This window comes from Pseudomonas sp. DF11, assembly GCF_058148565.1.
In genome coordinates, this window is the sequence record NZ_JBYVYN010000001.1 from 1041477 (window position 1) to 1058778 (window position 17302).

Annotated in this window: 13 protein-coding genes and 2 pseudogenes; 6 read left to right on the forward strand and 9 right to left on the reverse strand. The window is 57.9% G+C overall.

The features are described from left to right. Nucleotides 1-3: 3 nt before the first annotated feature. Both AC30D9_RS04290 and AC30D9_RS04295 read right to left on the reverse strand, forming a co-directional pair. Nucleotides 4-885, reverse strand: coding sequence for a LysR family transcriptional regulator (locus tag AC30D9_RS04290; RefSeq protein ID WP_210643950.1), 882 nt, complete (start codon nt 883-885; stop codon nt 4-6). A gap of 116 nt (nt 886-1001) precedes the next feature. After that, nucleotides 1002-2072: an isocitrate/isopropylmalate dehydrogenase family protein gene (locus AC30D9_RS04295; RefSeq protein ID WP_490143516.1), complete on the reverse strand. Its 1071-nt coding sequence runs from the start codon at nt 2070-2072 to the stop codon at nt 1002-1004. A 398-nt stretch (nt 2073-2470) separates the two neighbouring features. Between AC30D9_RS04295 and dctA the strand changes: the two genes are divergently transcribed. Then, entirely contained in the window at nt 2471-3826 is a 1356-nt protein-coding gene (dctA, locus tag AC30D9_RS04300; protein WP_490143517.1) for a C4-dicarboxylate transporter DctA, read from the forward strand. A gap of 53 nt (nt 3827-3879) precedes the next feature. Here the strand turns inward: dctA and AC30D9_RS04305 are convergent, their stop codons facing one another. The 3 genes from AC30D9_RS04305 to AC30D9_RS04315 form a co-directional block, all read right to left on the reverse strand. Further along, entirely contained in the window at nt 3880-4896 is a 1017-nt protein-coding gene (locus tag AC30D9_RS04305; RefSeq protein ID WP_490143518.1) for an amidohydrolase family protein, read from the reverse strand. Nucleotides 4897-4979: 83 nt separating this feature from the next. Continuing rightward, nucleotides 4980-6248 (reverse strand): 3-oxo-tetronate kinase, encoded by a 1269-nt coding sequence (otnK, locus tag AC30D9_RS04310; protein WP_490143519.1) that lies wholly within the window; start codon nt 6246-6248, stop codon nt 4980-4982. Nucleotides 6249-6364: 116 nt separating this feature from the next. Beyond that, complete coding sequence (locus AC30D9_RS04315; RefSeq protein WP_490143516.1) at nt 6365-7435, reverse strand: isocitrate/isopropylmalate dehydrogenase family protein; 1071 nt, start codon at nt 7433-7435, stop codon at nt 6365-6367. 254 nt (nt 7436-7689) lie between these two features. Between AC30D9_RS04315 and rraA the strand changes: the two genes are divergently transcribed. Then, entirely contained in the window at nt 7690-8172 is a 483-nt protein-coding gene (gene rraA / locus AC30D9_RS04320; protein WP_210643942.1) for a ribonuclease E activity regulator RraA, read from the forward strand. Here rraA and AC30D9_RS04325 read toward each other — a convergent pair. Continuing rightward, nucleotides 8165-9103, reverse strand: a complete 939-nt coding sequence (locus AC30D9_RS04325) for a GntR family transcriptional regulator (protein ID WP_210645193.1) — start codon at nt 9101-9103, stop codon at nt 8165-8167. The two genes, rraA and AC30D9_RS04325, sit on opposite strands and share 8 nt — an antisense overlap. A 231-nt stretch (nt 9104-9334) precedes the next feature. On the opposite strand from AC30D9_RS04325, the gene AC30D9_RS04330 reads away from it, so the two are divergent. From AC30D9_RS04330 to AC30D9_RS04345, 4 genes are all read left to right on the forward strand, one after another. After that, nucleotides 9335-9994, forward strand: coding sequence for an aspartate/glutamate racemase family protein (locus AC30D9_RS04330; RefSeq protein ID WP_210643940.1), 660 nt, complete (start codon nt 9335-9337; stop codon nt 9992-9994). A gap of 30 nt (nt 9995-10024) precedes the next feature. Then, nucleotides 10025-10813: a hydroxypyruvate isomerase family protein gene (locus tag AC30D9_RS04335; RefSeq protein ID WP_210643937.1), complete on the forward strand. Its 789-nt coding sequence runs from the start codon at nt 10025-10027 to the stop codon at nt 10811-10813. A 130-nt stretch (nt 10814-10943) separates the two neighbouring features. Then, the gene (phbB, locus tag AC30D9_RS04340) at nt 10944-11687 is read left to right on the forward strand and encodes an acetoacetyl-CoA reductase (protein ID WP_490143520.1); all 744 of its coding nucleotides are present in this window, start codon (nt 10944-10946) and stop codon (nt 11685-11687) included. 91 nt (nt 11688-11778) lie between these two features. Then, the gene (locus tag AC30D9_RS04345; protein ID WP_490143734.1) at nt 11779-13140 is read left to right on the forward strand and encodes a CitMHS family transporter; all 1362 of its coding nucleotides are present in this window, start codon (nt 11779-11781) and stop codon (nt 13138-13140) included. Between the two features lie 435 nt (nt 13141-13575). On the opposite strand, the gene AC30D9_RS04350 is transcribed toward AC30D9_RS04345, so the two are convergent. The 3 genes and pseudogenes from AC30D9_RS04350 to AC30D9_RS04360 all read right to left on the reverse strand — a co-directional run. Then, nucleotides 13576-14436, reverse strand: coding sequence for a sensor histidine kinase (locus tag AC30D9_RS04350; protein WP_490143735.1), 861 nt, complete (start codon nt 14434-14436; stop codon nt 13576-13578). Then, a pseudogene (locus AC30D9_RS04355) lies at nt 14437-14934 on the reverse strand (response regulator transcription factor); the annotation flags it as partial. A gap of 51 nt (nt 14935-14985) precedes the next feature. Continuing rightward, a pseudogene (locus AC30D9_RS04360) lies at nt 14986-17298 on the reverse strand (ATP-binding protein); the annotation flags it as partial. Nucleotides 17299-17302: the final 4 nt, after the last annotated feature.

Here is a 17302-nt window from a genome sequence, read left to right on the forward strand (position 1 = left end):
CTGTCACGCGGTCAAGTGCGCAACGAACGCACGAGCAGTAGGGGGTAGGCCTTCAAATCGACGAGCGACGATTTGCAACTGACGTTTGGCCCAGGGCTCGGCAAGCGTGACCGCCTGCAAATGAAAGGGCCGTAGATACGGGCGCAACACATCACGGGGCAATATGCAGATGCCAAGGTTGGTCGAAACTATCCTGCACATGCATTCAAAACTGGAAACGCGAACGCGCTGCCTGACCGTTTTGCCCAACGACTCGGCTTGTTCAGTCAACAGCCGGTGGACCGAACTTTCCAGGTGAGGGCCGATGAACTCATAGTGCAACGCCTGCTCGAAACGGGCGTGCGCCTGCCCCGCCAGCGGATGATGTTCGGCAACCGCGATCACCAATTCATCCGTGCGATAGGGCAGTGTTTCCAAGTCCAGGGAGGATGTCTGTTCGGCGATGATACCGACATCCGCTCGCCCATCTGAGACGGCTCGCACAATGGCCGCGCCGACGCGCTCCTCGATGTCGAACTTGATGTCGGGATAGGTTTCCAGGAACGAACCGATGTCCAGGCTCAACTGTTGCGCCAACGCGGAGGTGATGGCATGCAAGCGCACATGGCCTTTGATACCGGCGCCGTATTCACTCAGCTCCTGATCCATCTTCTGCAGGGTTTCATTGACCTGCAGCGCGTAATGACGCAGCGACTGCCCTGCGGGCGTCAGTTCCATGCCACGGGGGTAACGAATGAACAGGGGCGAACCTACTTTCTCTTCAAGCTCGCTGATTCGTTTACTGACCGCGGACGTCGCCAGATGACAGAGTTGCGAGGCCTTTGTCAGGTTTCGCTGCTCCGCCACTGCCATGAAAATCTCCAGGCTGAGCAGATCATGGCGCATGGACCACTGCCTTCTCGAACTCTTCTAACAATTTGAATGTCCCCGACGCTTTCTTGTTATTAATCGCGCAACAGTTCAGACAACGGGCGGCATGACCGGCATGCCGCCCGAGCCGATCAGCCCAGGATGACCTTGGCCACCGCCTCGCCAAACGCCTTGGTGCCGAACGAACCACCCAGGTCCGGGGTACGTTGCTCTGGGTTCTTCAGGACCGCGTCGACCGCCTTGTCCATTGCCAGGCCCGCATCGATCAAGGCCTGGCTGTCATGATGTTCACCCATCCATTGCAGCAACATGCCCACCGAAAGAATCATCGACACCGGGTTGGCTTTGTCCTGGCCGGCGATGTCAGGCGCAGAACCATGTTGGGCCTGGGCGCAGCAATGAACGTCACTGGCCATCATCGAACCGGCCAGTCCCAGGCTGCCGGACAACTCGCTCGCCAGGTCGCTGATGATGTCGCCGTAGAAGTTCGTCGCCACCAGCACGTCAAAACGCTCGGGGTTACGCACCAGGTGTGCCGTCGAGGCATCGACCAACAGGTCGTCCAGCTCGACCTCAGGGAAATCCTTGGCCACGTTGCGCACGCACTCCAGGAACAGGCCGTCGGTCATGTGGAAGCTGTTGGCCTTGTGGATGGCGGTGACCTTCTTGCCACGCTTCATGGCCAGTTCAAAGGCACGGCGAGCGATACGGTCGCTGCAATGACGAGTGATCTTGCGCGTCGACAGGGCCATGTCCGGAGTCGGCATCACCTCGCCCCAACCGCGGCTCATGTTGCGGTCCGGGTAAAAGCCTTCCGTCGCTTCGCGCATGATCACCAGGTCCATCGTCTTGCCTTCCTTCATGTTTGAAGTCAGGAACGGACGGGTACGCGCAGGACGCACGTTGGCGTACAGGTCCAGGCCGATACGGAAGCCGGCGGAGACGTTACGACCGCCCTTCTCCGGCACCGGATAATCGGCGTGGGACTGAGTACCCAGGATGATGCCCTCGTAGCCCTTGGCCTTTTCCAGCACTTCTTCACGCAAGGTGGTGCCGTATTTTTCAAGGCTGGTGAAACCAACGTCGTCGTAATCGAACTCCAGGCCCAGATCGAATTTTTTGTTGGCGGCTCGCAGGACCGACATCGACGACTCAACGATTTCCGGACCAATACCATCACCAGGAAGAACCAAAATACGCATCGAACACCCCTTGCTTATTGTTGAGCTGATTTTCTGGAGCCGGTGCGTCAGGCACCGCCTCTATTTATGTATATCGTAAATACAAAGTACAATATTGGCGAAGCGAAGTCCCTAAATGATCGCTGCCGTTCATCACGCCCTGTCCGGCAGCATCGTTTTCGCTTCCGCAAGATTGCATTTTATTGCATAAATATTCAATTTATACAACCTTTTCATCTCATCTCCGTTCAAAATTCTTCCTTTCATCTTGTCTTGTCAAAAAAAATTGTCTTTTGTTGCATCAAGAGGCAATTTAAGTTCGCTCACACGACGCTCGCCACACCAGGGAATGCTTTTCCTGTGTCGGCCGACAACAACAATTAGGAGCTTTTCGGCTCCAGACGTCAGGAGTTTTCCCCGTGAAATTCGCGCTACTACGCCCGCTAAAACCCCTCTACATCCAAGTCCTGCTCGGGGTCATCCTCGGAACCCTTTTCGCGCTCTTTGATGCCAAAGCGGCCGTGGAAATGAAGGTGCTGGGGGATGTCTTCATCAAATTGATCAAGATGGTCGTCGCGCCAGTCGTATTCGCTACGGTGGTGGTGGGTATCGCCAGAATGGGTGACATCCGCTCGGTTGGCCGGGTGGGCGCCAAGGCACTGCTATATTTCGAGATCGTGACCACCGCGGCACTCGTTATCGGCCTGCTCGTCGCCCACCTGATGCAGCCAGGTGCCGGCATGAACATCGATCCCAAGAGCCTGGACATGTCGGCGGTGGCGGGCTACGCAAAGATTGCCAGTGAGCAGTCACTGCGCGAATTTTTCCTGCACATCATTCCAGACTCGGTCATGGGCGCCTTCGTGAATGGTGAAATCCTGCCCGTCGTGTTCCTCGCCGTTCTCTTTGGCGTGGCATTGGCGCAAGGCGGAAAACGAGTGGCCACTTTCGTGGATGTGATCGACCAAGGGTTGATCACGCTATTCTCCATCATCGGCTACCTGATGAAATTCGCGCCCATCGGTGCTTTCGGCGCTATCGCATTCACCGTTGGCAAGTATGGAATCGGCAGCCTGGCGACGCTCGGCTACCTGATGATGGCGTTCTACACAACCTGCATCGTGTTCATCTTCGGGATTCTGGGACTCATTCTGAAAGTGTGTGGCGTGAACATCTTCGCTTTTCTGGGCTATCTGAAAACCGAACTGCTGATCACCCTGGGAACCGCCAGTGCGGAGCCGGCATTGCCGGGGCTGCTGCAAAAACTGGAGAAGCTGGGCTGTGAGAAAAGCGTGGTAGGCCTCGTCGTACCAACCGGGTATGCCTTCAACCTGGATGGTGTGTGTATTTACCTGACCATGTCCGTGATCTTTATCGCGCAGGCGACCAACACACCACTTACGCTTTCCCAGGAGCTGACCGTACTGGCCATCGGGCTGTTCACATCCAAGGGCATGAGCGGCGTTCCCGGCGGTGGCTTTGTCGCTTTGGCGGCAACCCTGGCGAGTGTCCACGTGCTGCCACTCAGCGCCATTGCGTTGCTGGTGGGCATCGATCGATTCATGGGCGAAGCGCGAGCCGTCACATCGATCATTGGCAATGCCGTGGCCGGGATCGTGATCTCGAAATGGGAGGGTGCGCTGGATACAGAGCGCATGAATCAGGTCCTGCGGGGCGAATACGTCGAGCCAGAACCGGAGGTCGAACCGCAGTCATATCCTCTTCCGGCCTCGCAAAGCCACACGGGAGCCGATGGGGTGACCACGCATTCCTGAATCTTGGACAAGCCAAAAGGGGCGCCAGGCGCCCCTTCTGCTTGAGCCTCCTATCAAAAACCGTAGAGCTTGGCCGGGTTAGCGACGAGAATTTTTTCGACCATGGCATCGCTCTGTGCCCACACCTGCAACAAATCAAACATTGACGCGTCATCGGGCATCGGCTTTTTCTTCGACTGCAGGCTCGGATGCGGCCAATCGGTCCCCCAGACCACCCGCTCTGGCGCCAATGCAATCATTTCCCTGGCCAAGCTTTTGACATCATCGTAATCGGGGCCACCCAGTACCGAGTCCTGATAGGCACCTGAGACTTTTACCCACGCCCGATCCCGATCAACCAGTCGAGCAATCATTTTGAACACGGGATGATCGCTCCAGTTCTCCAAAGGGATTCGGCCGAAATGATCGAACGCAATTTGCACAGGCAAGCGAGACAGCAACGCCTCCAACTGGATTAAGTCGTCGGGCCGCGTGTGGATCTCCACATGCCAGCCCAGGTCTGCGATGAGTTTTGCCAGGGGCTCAATCATCTCGACGGTGGTGGCGCTTCCTGTCCCAAGATTGAACCGTATGGCGCGAACACCTCGCTCATGCAGGCGACGCAACTCACTGACCTGGACCTTGTCATCCACGACCGCGACGCCCCGTGACTGCCGGCCAAGCTTGGCTAACGCGGCCAACATGCAACGATTGTCAGTGGCGTAGGACGATGGCTGAATCACAACGCTGCGGGTCAGTCCCAGTCGCGCCTGAATACGTCGATAGTCTTCCACGCTTGCGCTTGGAAGATTTCGATCATCGTAGTAAGGGAACGCCCGATCATAGATGTGATGATGGCAGTCACAAGCGAGTGGAGGGACACGCAGGCGAGGCGACTGGGTGCCGCTGCTAAAAGGATAGGCTTCATCGGCAAAGCTGTAAGCCATATGGGTCGCGGCGAATCCCAACCCGCCCAGCCTGCCGAGATTTTTTATGAATTGACGACGATTGGAGGGTCTGAGCACTTCTTTATCCTTATTTTTATTGTCTTGGGTGAAGGCGTATTTCCAATAGCAAAGAAGAGCAGGCAAGGCTGAAGGCGCTGATTGTCAGCACCCTCCTCCAAGCCAAACACAAAAATATGCGGGCCTGGAGGACGCCCTGGCCGGGCAAATCACGGCGCGCAGACCAACGCCTTCTCGAAGAAATCGACGGTGCCAAAATTTCCGGATTTCAGCGCCAGCGCAACCGGGTCATCCCGCAAGCCGAGTGTCCATGGCACACCCGGGTCAATCGTTGCGCCGATTCTCAGCGCCTTGACCTGGAGAGCCTTGACCACCGCACCGGACGTTTCGCCACCGGCCACCACCAGTTTGCGTACACCCATTTCGTACAGGCCAACCGCAACCGCGGACAAGGCGTCTTCCATGAGTTGACCCGCGGCTTCCACACCAAGCTTTTGCTGGGCGAGTTTGACAGTCTCTGGCTGTGCGCTTCCGTAGATCAAGACAGGGCCCTTTTGAATCAGGTCCTTGGCCCACTCAAGTGCTTCAGCGACTTGATCGTGACCATTGGCCAAGAGCAGTGGGTCGAGTGAGAAACTTGGATGGTTTTTTTGCCAGTGTGCGACCTGGCTGTTGGTCGCCACTGAACAACTGCCGGAAACAACCGCGCCCAGACCTTGGATGGCGGGCAGCGCCGAGGCGGCCGCACCGTCTCCGAGCAAACCTGCACGACGAAAATTGTCGGGTAGACCCAGCGCTACGCCGGAGCCACCGGTTACCAGTTTATGGTCCGCAACAGCCTTGCCGATCGCATACAGATCCTCATCGTCGATCGCATCGACGATGGCATAGCCCTGGCCCTGGGCCGCAAGGTGTTTGAAGACCGTTGAAATGGCTTGTGCACCTTTGCTCACAACCGAATGCGCAACGAGTCCTACTGGCTTGCGCGTCTGCTGTTGCAGCACTCGAACCAGATTGGAGTCGGTCATGGGCGTCAACGGATGATTGCGCATGCCGGATTCGCTCAGCAACTGCTCGCCAACGAACAAGTGGCCGTTAAAAATCGTGCGTTTGTTTTCCGGAAATGCAGGACAGGCCACCGCAAAGGCAACACCCAAGGCATTGGCGAGGGCGTCGGCGACAGGACCGATATTGCCCCGGGAGGTCGAATCAAACGTCGAGCAATACTTGAAAAAAAATTGTTGGCAGCCCGTCGCGCGCAGCCACTCCAGCGCGTCGAGCGACTGAGCGACAGCCTCTTCGGGGCTGATGGTGCGGCTTTTCAGGGCAATCACCACCGCATCAATGTCATCCGGCAAGGGCCCCTCGGGCACTCCGATCACTTGCAGCGTTCGCATCCCACCCCTGACAAGCGTACTGGCCAAGTCAGTACCGCCCGTAAAATCGTCTGCGATGCAACCGAGTAGTAAGTGACTCACTGTTCTCTCCTCGCGCCCCTCCCTTGGTTACCTCAAGGAAGAACAGGCATTCTCTTGTTTTAACCGCGCAACACTCCGGACAACGGGCGGCATGACCGGCATGCCGCCCGAGCCGATCAGCCCAGGATGACCTTGGCCACCGCCTCGCCAAACGCCTTGGTGCCGAACGAACCACCCAGGTCCGGGGTACGTTGCTCTGGGTTCTTCAGGACCGCGTCGACCGCCTTGTCCATTGCCAGGCCCGCATCGATCAAGGCCTGGCTGTCATGATGTTCACCCATCCATTGCAGCAACATGCCCACCGAAAGAATCATCGACACCGGGTTGGCTTTGTCCTGGCCGGCGATGTCAGGCGCAGAACCATGTTGGGCCTGGGCGCAGCAATGAACGTCACTGGCCATCATCGAACCGGCCAGTCCCAGGCTGCCGGACAACTCGCTCGCCAGGTCGCTGATGATGTCGCCGTAGAAGTTCGTCGCCACCAGCACGTCAAAACGCTCGGGGTTACGCACCAGGTGTGCCGTCGAGGCATCGACCAACAGGTCGTCCAGCTCGACCTCAGGGAAATCCTTGGCCACGTTGCGCACGCACTCCAGGAACAGGCCGTCGGTCATGTGGAAGCTGTTGGCCTTGTGGATGGCGGTGACCTTCTTGCCACGCTTCATGGCCAGTTCAAAGGCACGGCGAGCGATACGGTCGCTGCAATGACGAGTGATCTTGCGCGTCGACAGGGCCATGTCCGGAGTCGGCATCACCTCGCCCCAACCGCGGCTCATGTTGCGGTCCGGGTAAAAGCCTTCCGTCGCTTCGCGCATGATCACCAGGTCCATCGTCTTGCCTTCCTTCATGTTTGAAGTCAGGAACGGACGGGTACGCGCAGGACGCACGTTGGCGTACAGGTCCAGGCCGATACGGAAGCCGGCGGAGACGTTACGACCGCCCTTCTCCGGCACCGGATAATCGGCGTGGGACTGAGTACCCAGGATGATGCCCTCGTAGCCCTTGGCCTTTTCCAGCACTTCTTCACGCAAGGTGGTGCCGTATTTTTCAAGGCTGGTGAAACCAACGTCGTCGTAATCGAACTCCAGGCCCAGATCGAATTTTTTGTTGGCGGCTCGCAGGACCGACATCGACGACTCAACGATTTCCGGACCAATACCATCACCAGGAAGAACCAAAATACGCATCGAACACCCCTTGCTTATTGTTGAGCTGATTTTCTGGAGCCGGTGCGTCAGGCACCGCCTCTATTTATGTATATCGTAAATACAAAGTACAATATTGGCGAAGCGAAGTCCCTAAATGATCGCTGCCGTTCATCACGCCCTGTCCGGCAGCATCGTTTTCGCTTCCGCAAGATTGCATTTTATTGCATGAATATTCAGTTTGTGCAACCTTTGTGCTCACGACCACCCTTATCCGGAATCAGGAGACTCAGCCCATGACCGTCAAAACATCTGACCTGTGTGATCAGTACCCGGACACCATTCGCGTCCTGGCCCCAATTTTCAGCGACTTTGGCGCTAAGAATGACTTCGAAGGCCGCGCCTTCACCCTCAAGTGCTTTGAAGACAATTCCAGGATCAAGGAGATCAGCAGTCTGCCGGGCCATGGCAGGGTGCTGGTTGTCGATGGCGGGGGGAGCGATCGCTACGCGCTGTTCGGCGATGTGATCGCAGAAGATCTGGTGAAAAACGGTTGGGCCGGCGTGCTGATCTACGGTTACATCCGGGATAAAGCGGCCCTGCGCACTATGCCAATCGCCATCAAGGCACTGGGCACCTCGCCGCGTAAGACTGTCAAGCGTAACGAGGGGCAGATTGCAGTCACGGTGGAGTTCGCCGGGCACGCCATCGCAGATGGCGATCAGTTATACGGCGACGATGACGGCGTGGTGCTGCTGAACGAGCCGCGCGCTAACTGACAACCGAGACCTCAAGGCTGCGCTGGTGTTCCAGCTCATCCTTGGCCTCTTTGTCGGTTTTTTGCCGGCCGACGACATCGAGGTGATTGCGCAGAAACTCCGCGGCAGCTTCTCGCTGCCCACTTTCAATGAGGTCCAGTAGATGGATGTGTTCCTTGCACTGGTTGATCAACCGAGGTCGATCGACGTTGGCCTTGTAGGCCATGAATCGACGCAGCTGATTTTGCCGGCGAATAGCTTCGAGAAAAAAAGCATTGCCAGAGCAACGGACCACCAGTTCATGAAGCTGCGCCCCCACTTGGAAAAGCTGAGATCGCGAAAGGCTGAAAATATCGCCATCCAACATCTTTTGCTGGATCTCCCGGGCCTTTGCGAACGCTACCTTATCCACCTCGTAGCCTGGCTCCAATACGGCGGCAGGCTCGATCGCCATTCGAAAACGGTAGCTCTGGATATGCGCCTTGGAGTCATGCAGGAAGCTGTTGATCTCCCACCCCTGCCCTGGCTTGCGCTCAATCATCGCCTCATTGGCCAGTCGATTCAGGACCTTCATGAGCTGCCCTCTCGGCACCTCGTACTTGCGCATCAGCTCGGCTTCAAAAAACGTCGTCGGGATATCACCGCGAAGTACGTCATCGACCACTCGCAAATAAAAATCTTCGAATGGGTCGACCTCCAGGGGGAGCTTCCGGCTATCGATTCCTCGCGCATCCGTCGTCAGGAAATAGCCCCGATTCGGTTCCTTGGTCGCGAGCCCCAACTCAGCCAGCAAAGCGAAACCTCGGCGTATGGGCGAACGGGAAACCCCCAACTCCTTGGCAAAAGACTCCTCGCGCAGTGGATCACCGGCGCGCATCGACCTGGCTCGAGCCATATCAATGATCTTGGGAGCCAACTGCTCGGCAAGGTCTTTTTTTATCTTGGGCTTCATTTTGGATTGTTCGCCCGCCAATGGTGATTGAGGAATCGATTCTGCTGAATTCATGGAAACCGGCTATCCGAGGAAGATGGCGTCAATTGCGAGGATTCTGGGGTAGAGCCTTGCTCATCCCTGACCATCCCTTGAAAGAAAAATAACACACCTATTGCACATCAACACGCCGCTGAGATGTCGCGATATCACCGGCTATCAACTTGATCGACCACAACTTGAGGTTACGTCATGACCGCACCACGCATTTATTTGATCCACGCAACACCGGTATCGATTGCTCCCATAACTGAAGCTTTCACACGGCTTTGGCCCGAGGCCAAGCTGGTCAATCTATTGGAAGACTCGCTTTCCGGCGATTTGGCAGACGCGGGTGAACTCACCCCGGCATTGAACGAGCGCTTCTTGAAACTCGCCACCTATGCCGCACAATCGGGGGCTGACGCCATCTTGTTCACCTGCTCGGCATTCGGTGACGCCATCGACCTGTGCAAACGCTCCCTGAGCATTCCCATCCTCAAGCCGAACGAAGCCATGATCGAGCAAGCCATTGAGCGCACGTCAAAGATCACCATCCTGGCGACCTTCCAGCCAGCCATTACGTCAATGACTGAAGAGTTCCAACGCTATGCACAGCAACAAGGCGTTGCGCTGGAACTGACGACCCACGTTTGCCCTGGAGCATTCGATGAACTGCGAAAGGGTAACGTTGATCGCCATGATGCGCTGATCGCCGATTCGGCGCGAACGCTGACGAACAGCGAACTGCTGTGTTTCGCACAATTCTCAATGACCAGCGCAGCACAACAGGCCAGCCAGACGAGTGGCCTTGCCGTGCTGACCACGCCTGACAGCGCTGTACTGAAGCTGCGTGGCCTGCTGAACGCTTGAAGCCGTCATAAAGATTCCGGAGCTACACGCATGATCAAGTTAAACGCACATATTGGTTTCCAGTTTACGGAACTGCCTTTTTTGGAACGATTCTGCGCTGCCGCAAAATCAGGCTTTCGAGCGGTCGAGTTCCCCTCGCCCTATGAATACGAAGCGACACAAATTGCGGAGCTTCTCGATGAATATCACCTTCAGATGGTGCAATTTTCCGCACCAACTGGCTCCACAAGGGGGACCACCGGCATTTGCGCCTCGAAGCAAGCGTTCCTGGCAGAAATCACCCAAGCCGTCCAATACGCAAAGACCCTGGACTGTAAAATGCTTCACCTGATGTCGGGTGTATCACTGCCTGAACTCGGGGTGATTGCCGACAGCGGCCTTTACCGGCGCAATCTGAAGTACGCGGCAGACTTCCTGGCCGACGAAGGTATTGAGCCCCTGATTGAGGTCATCAGCTCAACTGAGGTTCCAGGTTATCTCATGAGTCGCTTCGACTTTGCCGAGCAAATGCTTGAGACGATTCCCAATCTGGGCCTGATCCTGGACACCTACCACACGGAGTTGCTTGGCGAGGACTGCCTGCGAAAGCTGAATCAGTGGTTGCCGCGAGTGAGCCATATCCAAGTGGCCGACTTCCCGGGCAGACATGAACCGGGGACTGGCACTATCGATTTTCCCAAGCTGCTTTCCCTGCTCGAAGACCATGCTTATCAGGGCTGGGTGGGATGCGAGTATCGCCCTCATACCTCCACACTCGAAGGCCTCGACGGTTTAAGGAGAACCCTCAAGCCCAGCCCGCTGGAAGATGACCGTTGGTAAGAAAACGTTTCTTTTTGCAGAAATTGTACCGCGTTATCTTGCAAAACAATTTGGAGTGGAGTTTATTAGGACCAGTAGCCTGATGGCTGCACGCAATGCTCCCAACAAAAAACACAACAGGAGTGAACGCATGACCAAGAAAATCGCATTTGTGACTGCTGGCATGGGAAACCTCGGCACAGCAGTCTGCCAGCGTCTGGCGCGGGACGGCTTTACCGTCGTCGCGGGCTGCGGGCCTGATTCCCCATTGAAGGACACCTGGCTGGCCCAACAAAAGGCACTTGGCTTTACCTTCATTGCATCGGAAGGAAATGTGGCGGATTGGGACTCCTGCCGCCAAGCCTTCGAGCAAATCAAGAAAAATGTCGGCCCCGTGGATGTTCTCATCAACAACGCCGGCACTGCCCGAAACGTCGTGTTCCATGACATGCAGCCCAACGACTGGACTACTGTCATCGATACCAACCTCAACTCGCTGTTCAACGTGACCAAACAGGTTATCGATGGCATGGTCGAGAGAGGCTGGGGACGGGTCATCAATATCTCGTCGGTCAACGCCCAGCTGGGTCATGTGGGCCAGGTCAACTATTCCACTGCCAAGTCCGCCATCCGGGGCTTCACTCGCGCGCTGGCACGAGAAGTCGGGCCTCGCGGCGTCACGGTGAATACGGTGTCCCCTGGCTACATTGAGACAGCCAAGCTCAAGTCCGTTACAACCACCGAAGTCATGGACCGCATCATTCAGGACATTCCGACTCGACGACTCGGAACACCTGAGGAAATTGCCTCCGCGTGCGCCTGGCTTGCATCCGATGAAGCCGGATACGCCAACGGTGCCGACTTCTCGCTCAACGGTGGCCTTCATATGAGTTGATAGCCGTGTGAGACTCAGCGGCAACCCGCTGGATCAACCCAAAATACAGCGGGAACCTTGATGCGCTTTGAGCGCAGATCCCATAAAAATAATTGTACTTTACGTCAAGGTGATACAAATGCTTTCACTACTCGGCTACGGCATGATCGTGACCTTCATGGCGCTGATCATGACCAAGCGGTTGTCACCCTTGGTAGCCATGACAACAGTTCCGATCGTATTCGCGCTCCTGGCGGGATTTGGCCCGGACATGGGCAATATGATGATCGACGGTCTGAAAAAAGTGGCTCCGACCGCGGTCATGGTGATGTTCGCAATCCTCTACTTCGGCGTGATGTTCGATACGGGTCTGTTCGATCCGATCATTCGCAAGTTCATCAAGTTGATCAACGGCGACCCTATGAAGGCCGTTGTGTTTGCAGCACTGCTGGCCGGCTTGGTATCGCTGGATGGCGACGGTTCCACCACCTACATGATTACCGTCACTGCGATGCTGCCATTGTTCAAGCGTCTACGACTGGAGCCACTATCGCTCACTTGCGTGGTGATTCTTGCAGCGAGCGTGACCAACCTGCTGCCGTGGGGCGGTCCACTGGCGCGTGCCGCGGCGTCCTTGCAGGTCGATACATCCGAACTGTTCATCCCGCTCATTCCCGTCATGGTGGTCGGCTTCCTTGGCGTGCTGGCACTGGCTTACTTCATCGGTATTCGCGAGCGTCAACGCTTGGGCAAACTGCGCTTGTCGGTGAGTGCCGCCGCCACCGTCTTTGATGATGAGTCAGATGGAAGCTTGCCATCCATGTCGGATGAAAATGCCGAGCTGCGTCGCCCAAAACTGTTCTGGTTAAACGCCAGCCTGACAGTGGGATTGATGGCCGGGCTGGTGACGGAGGTGCTGCCCCTCTCCATTCTGTTCATGGTCGCGTTCTCCGTTGCCCTGGTGATCAACTATCCACACATGAACGATCAGCGTCGCCGCATTTCCGCGCATGCTCCGACCGCTTTGAACCAGATCGCGATCTTCCTGGCAGCCGGTATCCTGGCGGGCATTCTGTCCGGCACCGGCATGGTCAACGCAATGTCGGCGAGCTTCCTGGCCATGCTGCCAGCGACCTGGGGCCCTTACATGGCACCGATCACCGCGCTGGCGAGTATTCCGGGCACGTTCTTTATGTCTAACGACGCCTTCTACTATGGCGTATTGCCGGTCCTCGCCAAGGCTGCCGAGGTGTATGGCATCACTCACGCGGAAATCGGCCGCGCTTCGCTGGTGGGTCAACCAGTCCACTTGCTCAGCCCCCTCGTGGCCTCGACCTACCTGCTCTGTGGCTTGGCCGGCGTGGAGTTCAGCGACCATCAGAAATACACCATGAAATGGGCTTTCGCGCTGAGCTTCCTCATCCTGCTTGCCTGTCTGCTATTGGGACTGTTCCCATTGGCGGCGGGTGTCTGACGAAGACACGCCAGCTCTGCGTATCAACGTTACGCAATAACAACAAATCCCGGAGACAGAAATGTCTCTGGGATTTTGTTAAGTACGTTCAGTACGACCATACGGCTTTGACTCGGAAAAAAAACGGTAGACCAAACGTCGGTTGGACATTACCGCACAGTTGAGCACAGTCTGATGTTGACCCGCCGCCGATCGGAGCGCTTTATGCCCGACGTCGCTCCAGACAACGATGACTCTAGTCAACGACTTGCAGCAATACTTCCAGGATCAACAACCGTAGCTGAACCAGGAACTGGATCTTCAACAGGTGGCCAAGGCCTGTGACATCGACTTAACTGCTGAAGCGGCTGAAAGATTCTCCGGTGAAGTACTCGAACATTCAGCAGTGCATTTAACGCCGGGGCATTTTCTGAATCTTGGAGCGGGAAACGAGACTCACATCTGACTCTGCGCAACATCAATGGGAATATCGAGAACGAACGTCGCGCCCTGCCCGGCCCCGTCGCTACGCACGGTCAAGCTGCCACCCATTTCCTGCGCGGCCAGCGCGCAGCTATGCAGGCCAAAACCGTGACCGTCTTTGCGCGTCGTGAAACCATGGGAAAAGATACGCGCCAGGTGCTCTGGCGCAATCCCATTGCCGTTGTCGGCCACCGTGATACGCAATGCTGGCCCGTCGACGAGAGAGGCACTGAACGTGATGCTGGGGCTGCGATCGATCACGCCGTTCAATGCTTGCTTGGCATTGCGGATCAGGTTCACCAGAATCAGCAGCACTCGGTGCCGATCCAGCGCCAGTAGCGGCAAGTCGTCAATGTCCTTGACCACCGCCACTTCCTGGCGCGCCAGTGATCCGGCGCTCAAGCGCAAGGCATCATCGATCAACTCCGGGACCGGCACTGTCTCGACGATACTGACGGCAACGGCATAGGACTGCTGGGCGGCGACAATGGTTTTGATATGGTCAATGCCCTTGGTGAGTTGGTCGAGCTCTCCGATGATGCTCTGTTGCTCTGTCGCCACCACCTCCGCCAGCTTGAGCAGGTAGCCGGGCAGCATCTTTCCTTTGTGGTCTGTGGTGAGAAAATCGCTCAGGTCATGGACGTGTTCATTCATCATCTGCGCCACCCTGCCCAGCCCCTGGGCTTTGGAGGTGCGCATCTGGCTGCTGACCAGTTCTGCCGATACGTTCACGCTGTTGAGAACGTTGCCAACGTTGTGCAGCACAGTGGTGGCGATTTCGGCCATGCCCGCCTGACGGGATTTCGCATGCAGTTCGGTTTGCACCTGGCTCATGCGTAGCGCCGCGCGTACCCGCGCCTTGAGCTCCAGCGGCGAGAAGGGTTTGGCGATATAGTCATCGGCGCCACTCTCCAGCCCGGAGACGCAGGCCTCGCTGCCGCCGCGGGCGGTCACCAGGATCACGGGCAAATGGGCAAAACCGGCGCTGGCCTTGATTCTGGCTGTCAGGCCAAAGCCGTCGAGCTGCGGCATCATCACATCCGAGACGACGACATCGATGGGGCGACGCTGCAGGAGTGCCCAGGCCTGCTCGCCATCAGTTGCGGTGACGACGATGTAATCGTTTTGCAAAAGCTCCTTGAGATAGCCAAGCATTTCCGGGCTGTCGTCGACCACCAGCACCCTGGATCGCGAGGCGTGTTCCGGGTACGGCCCGTCGTCTGCACCTTGCATCGCAGCTTGGTCGTTGTGACCGCCAAGGCGGCCGTCGTCGAAACGCAGGTGACGCTGCTCGGTTGTGCTTGCTGCGCTCGATGACGATCGCTCGTGCATATTGCGAACTTCGCTCGGCACGGTGTTTTGCTCGACTCCCAACGGAAGTCGAACAAAGAAACATGACCCCCGCCCGGGCTCGCTGTTGACGCCGACTTCGCCTCCCATCAGCTCTGCCAGATCCTTGACCAGGGCGAGGCCGATGCCTGTGCCGCTGTAGTGGCGCGTGGCGGAGTTGTCGATCTGGGAAAAGCGCTGGAACAGCAGCGGCAGTTTGTCAGGTGCGATGCCAATTCCCGTGTCTTGCACCGCGAGTTCAAATCGCTCGCCATCGAGCGCAGTGACGGCCAGGTGCACGGTACCGCCAGCAGGCGTGAACTTGATGGCATTGCTCACCAGGTTGAGCAGAATTTTCTCGAAGTGTCGGGAGTCCAGGAACACTGTGCCGAGCGTGGGATCGATGCTGCTGGTCAAGGTGCAGTCTTTGCCCTCGGCCACCATGGCGGCATCCTCGGCCAGCACGCCGACCGTTTTGTTCAAGTCAATTGGCGTCGGGCACAACTCAAACTTGCCCGCTTCGGCCTTGGAGAAGTCGAGAATGTCGTTCACCCGGTTCATCAAGCGCAGTGCGTTGCGTTGGGCGCGGTCGATCTGCACACGCCAGTCCGCCGGCGGGGTGCTCACCGCCGAGAGTTGCTCCAGAGGAGCGAGGATGAGGGTCAGGGGGGTGCGCAGTTCGTGGCTGACCGTGGCCACGAAATCGCTCTTGGCCTGGTTAGCCGTCTCGGCCTGGTTGCGCGCCTCGATGAGTTCGACAGCCTGCGCCTCCAGCACCTCCGTCTGTTGGTGCAGCGTGTCCGTGCGTTCGGCGACCATTCGCTCCAAAGAGGCCTGGACTTGCTGTCGTTCGGCTTCGGCCTCGGCCTCCAGCACCCGGATGCGCAGGGCATTGTCCTGGAACACCCGTACGGCGCGGGTCATGATGCCAATCTCGTCGCCGCGTCCGACGCTGGCGATCTCGGCATTCAGGTCGCCAGCCGCAAGCCGGCGCATGACCGAGGCCAGGGCCACGATGGGCTGCGCGACAAAACGCGATGTGCTCCAGGCGATGGCGCCGGCTAGCAGGATGGCGACGGTACCGGCAAGGATCGTCGCAAGCATGCCGCGATCATTGTGGACCACGGCGTCGGAGCGCGCTTGACCGGCGAAACGCGCAACCAACAGGCCGGCGCTGCGTGCCTCGTTGCGAACCTGATCGCGTGCGTCGCTCAAGGCGGTGCTCGCCTGATGGAACCTGGCGAATGCCGCCCGGTAGCCGGCAATCTGATCGCTGACAGTCTGCGGCGTAGCCTCTGCCTGCAGCCCCACGGCCGAAGGAAGCACGCGAGAGAGACGGGTGAGCTCGCCCAGTATGTCGCCGACAGAGCCGGCAATCTCGGCCGACGGTGACAGGCGAAACGACAAGGTCTGCGCCTCCAGGGTGGCAACACGTTCGGCGAAACGCTTGGACAACGCGGCTGCATTGTGCAGCAAACCCGTAGCGGCCTGAATGTCGCTTGCATCATGGGCAACGTGCCTATCCATTTCTCCCAACATTGCATCTAGGCGCTCGAGCACATCCTCGATGGCAGCGAGATGCCGCAAAGCCTCGCCTCCCTGGACCCTGGGCGCCTCGCCAAGGCGCTCCAGGGCCACGCTGGCAGCAGCGACCGCCGTCGCCAACTGGTCCAGGTTCTCCCTCTCCTGTGGCGCCCCCATCACCTCGCGCAATTGCTCGACCACGGGCGGGAGTGCCGCGCCGGCATTGCGCGCCGCAGTGACGGCCGCCCCATCACCGGTCGCCAGTATCTTGGCCACGTTGGCGGTGATGATCCGTTCGCCGTTGCGCAGGATATCCAGGATGCGATGGGCGCTTTCGATGTCGCTCACCCGCGCCGCGTGCTCAACGGTGCGCGAATCAAGCCCCTTGAGCCCATCGGCGATGCCCTGTTCGACGAGGATCGTTGCCTCTCGCATCCGGCCGTAATGGGCAGTCATGTTCTCCGTTTCGCCATCCATGGTCAGGGTTGCCACACGCAAGGCAGCGATCGCCGCGGTGAGCCTCTCCAAGCTGCCCTTGAGCGATTGCGCTTCTGCCGCCGGAATGGCGGTCAGGCCGGCGATAGCCGTCGCCACCATGCCTTCGGCCTGGGACAGGCTTTGCTGGTCGCGGGTGGCGATGAAGTTTTCCACCCGCCCCGCGGCCCCGTTGACCGAGGCCAGAATTTCCGCGGAATGGCTGGCGGAATCCACCGCACGTACCACGCCTCGCAGGCCGTAGAGGTTCACAAGCGATACCGCCAGCATCAGGAACACCAGTGCGGCGACCGCCAGGCCAATTTTGACGGCAATAGGCCTGTCCCTGACTGGCTTGAATGTCAACATCGCG

Bases quoted from the DNA above. Each gene is read 5' to 3' on its own strand.
- AC30D9_RS04335 (WP_210643937.1), top strand. From the start codon at position 10,025: ATGATCAAGTTAAACGCACATATTGGTTTCCAGTTTACGGAACTGCCT.
- AC30D9_RS04315 (WP_490143516.1), bottom strand. From the start codon at position 7,435: ATGCGTATTTTGGTTCTTCCTGGTGATGGTATTGGTCCGGAAATCGTT.
- AC30D9_RS04330 (WP_210643940.1), top strand. From the start codon at position 9,335: ATGACCGCACCACGCATTTATTTGATCCACGCAACACCGGTATCGATT.
- phbB (WP_490143520.1), top strand. From the start codon at position 10,944: ATGACCAAGAAAATCGCATTTGTGACTGCTGGCATGGGAAACCTCGGC.
- AC30D9_RS04295 (WP_490143516.1), bottom strand. From the start codon at position 2,072: ATGCGTATTTTGGTTCTTCCTGGTGATGGTATTGGTCCGGAAATCGTT.
- AC30D9_RS04350 (WP_490143735.1), bottom strand. From the start codon at position 14,436: ATGAGCCAGGTGCAAACCGAACTGCATGCGAAATCCCGTCAGGCGGGC.
- rraA (WP_210643942.1), top strand. From the start codon at position 7,690: ATGACCGTCAAAACATCTGACCTGTGTGATCAGTACCCGGACACCATT.
- AC30D9_RS04290 (WP_210643950.1), bottom strand. From the start codon at position 885: ATGCGCCATGATCTGCTCAGCCTGGAGATTTTCATGGCAGTGGCGGAG.
- AC30D9_RS04325 (WP_210645193.1), bottom strand. From the start codon at position 9,103: ATGAAGCCCAAGATAAAAAAAGACCTTGCCGAGCAGTTGGCTCCCAAG.